The following is a 6,900-nucleotide window of genomic DNA, read 5'->3' as shown; positions in this document are numbered from 1 at the left end:
TGGATCTTATTGGCGGTGACACGGTTTCTGGATTAGAGCTTTCCATTTCCGTTACGGTGATCGGTTTTGTAGAGAAGGGGATGGCGCGTTATCGAAGTACTGCCAAACCCGGAGATGTTGTTTTTGTAACAGGAACTCTTGGAGATGCTCGAGCTGGTCTGCACATTTTAACGGAACATAAAGAAAATGCGTATACCAACTCGTCTTACTTTAAAAAGAGGCATCAAATGCCCTCACCTCGATCGTCTTTTGCTGTTTCGTTAAAAAATATGGATTGTGTAACTTTAAATGATGTAAGTGATGGCATTGCAAGTGAGGCCAATGAAATTGCTGAAGCTTCTCACGTTACAATTACATTATATGATGACGACATTCCAGTAAGCAAAGACTTTCATCAGTTCTCTCCATCTCAACAGTATGAATGGAAATATTCAGGTGGGGAAGATTTTGAACTTATAGGAACAATTGCGGAAGAAAATTGGGATGAAATAGTGAAGATAGCAAATGACACAGGTACACAATTAACTAAAATTGGTTTAGTAACAGAAATGGAAGAAGAGCCTTCCGTATATGCAATCAGAGATAATAATAAAACACGCGTAAATAAAAATGGTTATATACATCTAAAGTAGGTGAGTGAATGCATACCCACAAAGTAAAGGTAATGACTGAAGAAGAAACAAGGCAGCTTGCAGCACAATTAGCTGCATTGTTAAAACCAGGAGATGTGATAACATTAGAAGGAGAACTAGGAGCAGGTAAAACAACGTTTACAAAAGGTCTTGCTATAGGTCTTGGTGTTAAACGACATGTAAGTAGTCCGACGTTTACTATTATTAAAGAATATAAGGGTGAACTACCTCTATATCACATGGATGTATATCGACTGGAAAACTCAGAAGAAGATATAGGGTTTGATGAATATTTTAATGGTGCCGGTATCTGTGTCGTAGAATGGGCACAGTTTATCGATGAATTCCTACCTGAAGAGAGATTGGAAATTGAAATTCAGTATGCAGGTGAGAATAGTAGAGTAATACAATTTACAGCATATGGTACTCATTTTGAAGGCATATTACGAGAGCTGTAATAGAGCATCTAAGGACCTTCTAAGTACTGAAACATGAGGAGTAACGTAAATGAATATACTAGCAATTGATACTTCTAATCAGGTATTGGGGGTTGCGGTTGTCAGGGACCAACAAATCCTTGGTGAAATAAAAACAAACCTATCTAAGAACCATTCCGTACGCTTGATGCCAGCAATTGATCAACTTATGAGAGACGTTTCTATGACACCTCAAGAGCTTGATCAAATTTTTGTAGCCAAGGGCCCTGGTTCGTATACAGGGGTTCGGATAGGCCTAGCTACAGCCAAATCTATGGCATGGGCATTAGATATTCCTGTAGTAGGAGTTTCGAGCCTAGAAGCCTTAGCATATCAAGGGAGATTTTTTAATGGTTATATATGTCCATTCTTTGATGCACGAAGAGGCTTAGTCTTTTCTGGGGTCTATGAATGGAAAAATGGCCAGGCTGAATTGGTATATGAGGAAACTAATCTGTTAATGGCAGATTTGCTTGAGAGACTTAGTAAAGAAGGTAAACCCGTACTATTTTTAAGTCCGGATATCCAGATATTCAGAGAGACAATTGAGCAACAGCTTGGTGAGCAAGCAATCATTCCGGAATTAGCCTTCCATGTTGCTGATGCTAGTCATTTGGTTTTAGCTGGGACAAAAAAACAAGCTGAGCCTACACATGCATTAACCCCAAATTACCTTCGTCTTGCTGAAGCTGAGGCAAAATGGTTGAAGCAGCAAAAGGAACAGCAGGAAAATGAGTGAGTTTACAATTCGAAAGATGGAGATAGCGGACGTTGACCAAGTTATGGAAGTAGAAAAAGCATCTTTTACGACGCCATGGACAACGGACATTTTTTATCAAGAAATTGTTGATAATCAATATGCTTATTACTATGTGATAGAATGGAACGGAAAGATAGCTGGGTATGTAGGCACTTGGGTGGTCTTAGAGGATGCACAGGTTACGAATATTGCGATATTGCCAGGGTTAAGAGGTCAAAAACTTGGAGAAAAACTATTTCATTATATGCTTTTACAAGTTAAGCTAATAGGGGCGACACGTCTTTCTCTTGAAGTTCGTAAATCGAATATTCCAGCCCAGAAGTTATATCGTAAATTTGGATTGGTACCTGGTGGTATTAGGAAAAATTATTATACAGACAATCAGGAAGATGCCATCGTGATGTGGGTGAATATATTATGAAAAAAGATACAATTATTTTAGGAATAGAAACAAGCTGTGATGAAACTGCAGTTGCTATAGTGAAAAATGGTACGACGATTATCTCTAATGTGGTAGCTTCTCAAATTGAAAGCCACAAGCGTTTCGGGGGAGTAGTTCCAGAAATAGCTTCAAGACACCATGTGGAACAGATGACAGTTGTGCTTGAAGAAGCTTTTGCACAGGCTGAGCTTGTATGGGAAGATATAGACGCTATTGCCGTGACAGAAGGTCCAGGACTTGTAGGGGCTTTGCTAATTGGTGTAAATACTGCAAAGGCTTTAGCATTTGCTAAGCAGAAACCACTTGTTGGTGTTCATCATATTGCAGGCCATATATATGCTAATCGCCTGGAGAAGGAGTTTCAATTTCCATTGTTAGCTCTTATTGTCTCAGGAGGGCACACGGAGTTAGTATTAATGCAAGAACATGGTAGCTATGAAGTAATTGGTGAAACAAGGGACGACGCGGCCGGGGAAGCCTATGACAAGGTTGCTAGAATGTTGCGTTTACCTTACCCAGGTGGTCCACAAATTGATCGACTTGCAGTGGAAGGGGAAGCTAATATCAACTTTCCTAGAGCTTGGCTAGAAGAGGGAAGTTATGACTTTAGTTTTAGTGGTCTAAAGTCGTCTGTTATAAACACAATCCACAATGCCAGCCAGCGTGGTGAAGAGTTAAAAAACCAGGATATTGCTGCCAGCTTTCAAGCAAGTGTGGTAGACGTGCTTGTAACGAAAACATTACGTGCTGCAAAAGAGTATCAAGTAAAACAAGTAATTGTAGCAGGCGGTGTTGCAGCTAATAGTGGATTACGTAATTCATTGGAAGAAGCCTTTGAAGAAACGGAGATCCCTTTGCTTATTCCGCCATTAAAGCTTTGCACCGACAATGCAGCTATGATTGCAGCTGCTGGTACAATTGCTTATGAACAAGGGAAAAGAGCTGGTTGGGATTTAAATGCCAATCCCTCCCTTATCCTAGAGTAAAGTATCCACAGTTATACACACCTCTGTGCATAACTAGCCAAGAAAACGGTTTACATTAGAATCTTCTGGGGATAAAAACAGTGGATAACTTATTTCTCAACTGTGGATTATGTGTATAACTGTGTTGACAACCTTTATTTACGTACTTTTACCATGGTGAAAGTTGTGGATAAATAAAAATTAAATCAATCGTTTGATTAAGCAAAAATGGAAATTTGGTGAATGAAAGATGTCCAAAAAACAATCCTTTTATATACAGAATGATCTAATTATGTTGTTTATCTTATTTGTTTCGGTTAGTCTGCTAGCTGTGTACAATGCCCAGCAACTGGAACAATATGAGGATAACTTTGTACTTAAGCAGATCGTTTGGTTTACTGTTGGTATTTGTATAGTTGCAGCACTTCAATACTTTGATTTGGATCAGATGTATAAGGCAAGTGTGTATGTATATGTATTTGGGGTCCTATTACTCGCGTTCTTACTTGTTAGTCCGGCAAGTCTTGCAGAACCGGTTAATGGAGCAAAAAGTTGGTTTACGTTACCAGGCTTTTCTCTGCAACCTGCAGAATTTACGAAGATGTCCACAGTATTGTATATTGCAGCCATTATCAGTAGGCATAAGGATAAGTTCGTTGTTAGCACGATAAAAAGTGATTTACTACTTCTTATAAAAATTCTTGCTATTACCGCTCTTCCTGTCGCGCTAATTATGGGACAACCAGATTTCGGGACAGCTATGGTTTACTTATTCGTATGTGGAATGCTAGTTATTCTATCCGGAATTAGCTGGAAAATAATTGGTTCCCTCATAGTAGGGATTTCAGCCTTTGGAGGAGTTGTCCTCGGGTTTATCGTACGATTCCCTGATTTAGCAAAGGAAATGGTTGGTAGTAGTAATGCCTATCAGATTGACCGAATTATGACGTGGTTTAACCCAGATCAACAAACTGCAGACGCTACTTTTAATTTCGATAGAGCCCATATGGCACTCGGTTCTGGCCAGCTATTTGGTAAAGGGATGGGTAGTCTGCAGGTTGCAACACCTGAGGCGCAAACGGATTTCATCTTTTCCGTCATAGGAGAAAGCTTTGGGTTTATTGGTAGTGCATTGGTAATTTTCCTCTACTTTATGCTGCTTTATAAATTAGTAACGCTCGGTTTAAACATGTTCAAGCATTCTCCATTCGGTTCCTATCTATGTTTTGGATTCATGAGCATTCTACTTATCCACGTTTTTCAAAATGTAGGGATGAACCTGGGGATAATGCCAATCACAGGGATTCCACTCCTGTTGATAAGTTATGGTGGTAGTTCTGTGTTATCCACAATGATCGGTTTAGGACTTATATATAGAGTTGCGGTAGAACATTCTATACAAAATGACTATCTATTCAAATAAAACCAAAACCCGCATGCAATCATGCGGGTTTTGGTGTGTCTAGCTATAGCGTTTTATTCTTCTTCTTCTTGGAGGGCAGTCCATTCTTCCATATATCCTTCTGCTTTTTGTTTTAGATCGCTTGTTTCTTTCGTTAGAGCGAGCGCCTTCTCATGATCTTGGTATATGCTAGGTTCTGTCATTTTTTCCTCTAGTTTTTCTATTTCCATTTCGTACTCTTCAATGATGGATTCCAATTCTTCAATGCGGCGTTCTTTCTTTCGCCGTTGACTTTGCAACTGTTTCTCCAATTTGAAGTCACGTTTACGCTGGTCGGCTTTTTGAATTACTTCTTCCGTTTGCTGTAGTCTTTTTAGTTCAGCTTCTTCTTCTTTTTTCTCAATGTAATAATCATAGTCACCCAAATAAACGGTGGTGCCGTTTCGTTGCATCTCTACTACCTGGTCTGTAATTTTATTAATGAAATAACGATCATGTGAAACAAATACAATTGTACCAGGAAAGTCGACAAGTGCAGCTTCGAGTACTTCTTTACTGTCTATATCCAAATGGTTTGTAGGCTCATCCAGAATTAACAGGTTTGCTTTTTGCATCATTAGTTTTGCCAGTGCTAACCGTGCTTTTTCTCCTCCACTAAGCGTGCTTACAGACTTCAAGACATCATCACCTGAAAAAAGGAAATTTCCCAAAATGGTACGAATATCCTTTTCGTTCTCTGTCGGGTAATCATCCCATAATTCCTGCAAAACTGTCTTCGTAGAATGAAGATTAGCTTGTTCTTGGTCGTAGTAACCGATCTGTACATTAGTCCCAACTTGTATTTTTCCATTATTGGGGGAAAGTTTTCCCATGATGACCTTCAACAACGTAGTTTTTCCCACACCATTTGGCCCAACGAGAGCTATTCTTTCACCCCTGTTAACATGAAGTTTAACGTTTTGAAATATGTTCTCATTCGTATCACCATAATCAAAAGCCAGCTGATCAATTTTTAATACATCATTTCCACTACGGCGGTTAATTTGGAAAGAAAATGAAGCGGAGGATTCATCACCTTGAGGCTTATCCAACTTCTCCATCTTTTCTAACTGCTTCCGTCTACTCTGTGCTCGTTTGGTCGTAGAAGCTCGTACAATATTTCGTTGAACGAAATCTTCTAGTTTTTTTATCTCAGACTGCTGTTTTTCAAATTCCTTTAGATCTTTCTCATAATCCAATGCTTTCTGATCAAGGTATTTGCTATAACTCCCATGGTACTTTTTAGTCTTATGGCGAGAGATTTCATATTCAATTGATACGGTTTTATCTAGGAAATACCTGTCATGGGAAACGATCAATACTGCACCAGGATAGCTAACTAAATAGTTTTCCAGCCATCCAAGTGTATCGATATCCAAATGGTTGGTCGGCTCATCAAGGATAAGTAACTGTGGTTTGGTTAATAACAGCTTACCTAAGGCAAGGCGGGTTTTTTGTCCACCACTAAGCTCCGTAATAGGCGTGTTATAATCATAGTCTTGAAAATGTAAGCCAGTTAGAACGGCTTTAATATCTGCTTCATATGTATAACCACCGCTTTGTTGATAGATCTGTTGTAGTTGGTCATAATCATGTAGTACTTTCTCATAAGCAGTCTCTGACAATGTTGCAGAATCAGCCATCTTCTGTTCAAGTTTGCGAATTTCTTTTTCCTTGTTCACTAGTTCGGAAAAGACACTTAGCATCTCATCCCATATTGTTAGATTTGAATCCAATGCAGTATGCTGAGAGAGATAGCCAATGGTCAAATCCTTAGGTTTAAAAAGTTCTCCCCTATCATAGGTTAATTCTCCGGCCATAATCTTAAGAAGGGTGGACTTACCCGCGCCGTTCCTCCCAACCAGTGCAATTCTATCGTTTTCTTTAACTTCTAATTTTATATTCGATAATATTTCTTCTGCTCCAAAAGCTTTAGAAATTCCATTTACTTGCATAAGTATCATACCAGTCACCTCATCCCCTTTAGTTTACCTTACCTAGTGTCATCAGTAAAACACAATATACTGTAAAAAATTTCATGATAAATTGTGAAGGAAATCACGACTTCTTTCATAGTTTCTGCTAAAATAGGGGAGGAGATTAAAGTAAAACAAATCCAATATATTAGATTACATAGCATTTATATTAAATTAGCCAATACGCTAGCTCTGTGAAACGTTAATT

General features: G+C 38.8%; 7 protein-coding genes (1 of these 7 cut by a window edge). 6 read left to right on the top strand and 1 reads right to left on the bottom strand.

Annotation, left to right across the window (positions count from 1 at the left end; genetic code table 11):
• The 6 genes from thiL to BN985_RS18290 all read left to right on the top strand — a co-directional run.
• Positions 1-632: the 3' portion of a thiamine-phosphate kinase gene (gene thiL / locus BN985_RS18315; RefSeq protein WP_042225423.1), read on the top strand. It extends 337 nt beyond the left edge of the window; the window shows 632 of its 969 coding nt (coding positions 338-969); the start codon falls outside the window, past its left edge; it ends in the stop codon at positions 630-632.
• A gap of 8 nt (positions 633-640) precedes the next feature.
• A complete protein-coding gene (gene tsaE, locus BN985_RS18310; protein WP_042225422.1) occupies positions 641-1,090 on the top strand; it encodes a tRNA (adenosine(37)-N6)-threonylcarbamoyltransferase complex ATPase subunit type 1 TsaE in 450 nt (149 codons plus the stop codon).
• Positions 1,091-1,139: 49 nt separating this feature from the next.
• Positions 1,140-1,847, top strand: coding sequence for a tRNA (adenosine(37)-N6)-threonylcarbamoyltransferase complex dimerization subunit type 1 TsaB (gene tsaB, locus BN985_RS18305; protein WP_042225421.1), 708 nt, complete (start codon positions 1,140-1,142; stop codon positions 1,845-1,847).
• A complete protein-coding gene (gene rimI / locus BN985_RS18300) occupies positions 1,840-2,289 on the top strand; it encodes a ribosomal protein S18-alanine N-acetyltransferase (protein ID WP_042225420.1) in 450 nt (149 codons plus the stop codon). The genes tsaB and rimI overlap by 8 nt, the downstream gene beginning before the upstream one ends.
• On the top strand, positions 2,286-3,296 hold the full coding sequence (gene tsaD / locus BN985_RS18295; RefSeq protein WP_042225419.1) for a tRNA (adenosine(37)-N6)-threonylcarbamoyltransferase complex transferase subunit TsaD: 1,011 nt from the start codon (positions 2,286-2,288) through the stop codon (positions 3,294-3,296). Before rimI ends, tsaD begins: the two co-directional genes overlap by 4 nt.
• A gap of 229 nt (positions 3,297-3,525) precedes the next feature.
• Positions 3,526-4,698: an FtsW/RodA/SpoVE family cell cycle protein gene (locus tag BN985_RS18290; RefSeq protein WP_042225417.1), complete on the top strand. Its 1,173-nt coding sequence runs from the start codon at positions 3,526-3,528 to the stop codon at positions 4,696-4,698.
• Between the two features lie 53 nt (positions 4,699-4,751).
• Here the strand turns inward: BN985_RS18290 and BN985_RS18285 are convergent, their stop codons facing one another.
• Entirely contained in the window at positions 4,752-6,680 is a 1,929-nt protein-coding gene (locus tag BN985_RS18285; RefSeq protein WP_042225416.1) for an ABC-F family ATP-binding cassette domain-containing protein, read from the bottom strand.
• Positions 6,681-6,900 lie beyond the last annotated feature (220 nt).

Origin of the sequence: Oceanobacillus manasiensis (assembly GCF_000724085.1) — a bacterium.
Classification (GTDB): Bacteria; Bacillota; Bacilli; order Bacillales; family Amphibacillaceae; genus Oceanobacillus_B; species Oceanobacillus_B manasiensis.
This window is presented reverse-complemented; position numbering and strand designations above follow the sequence as displayed.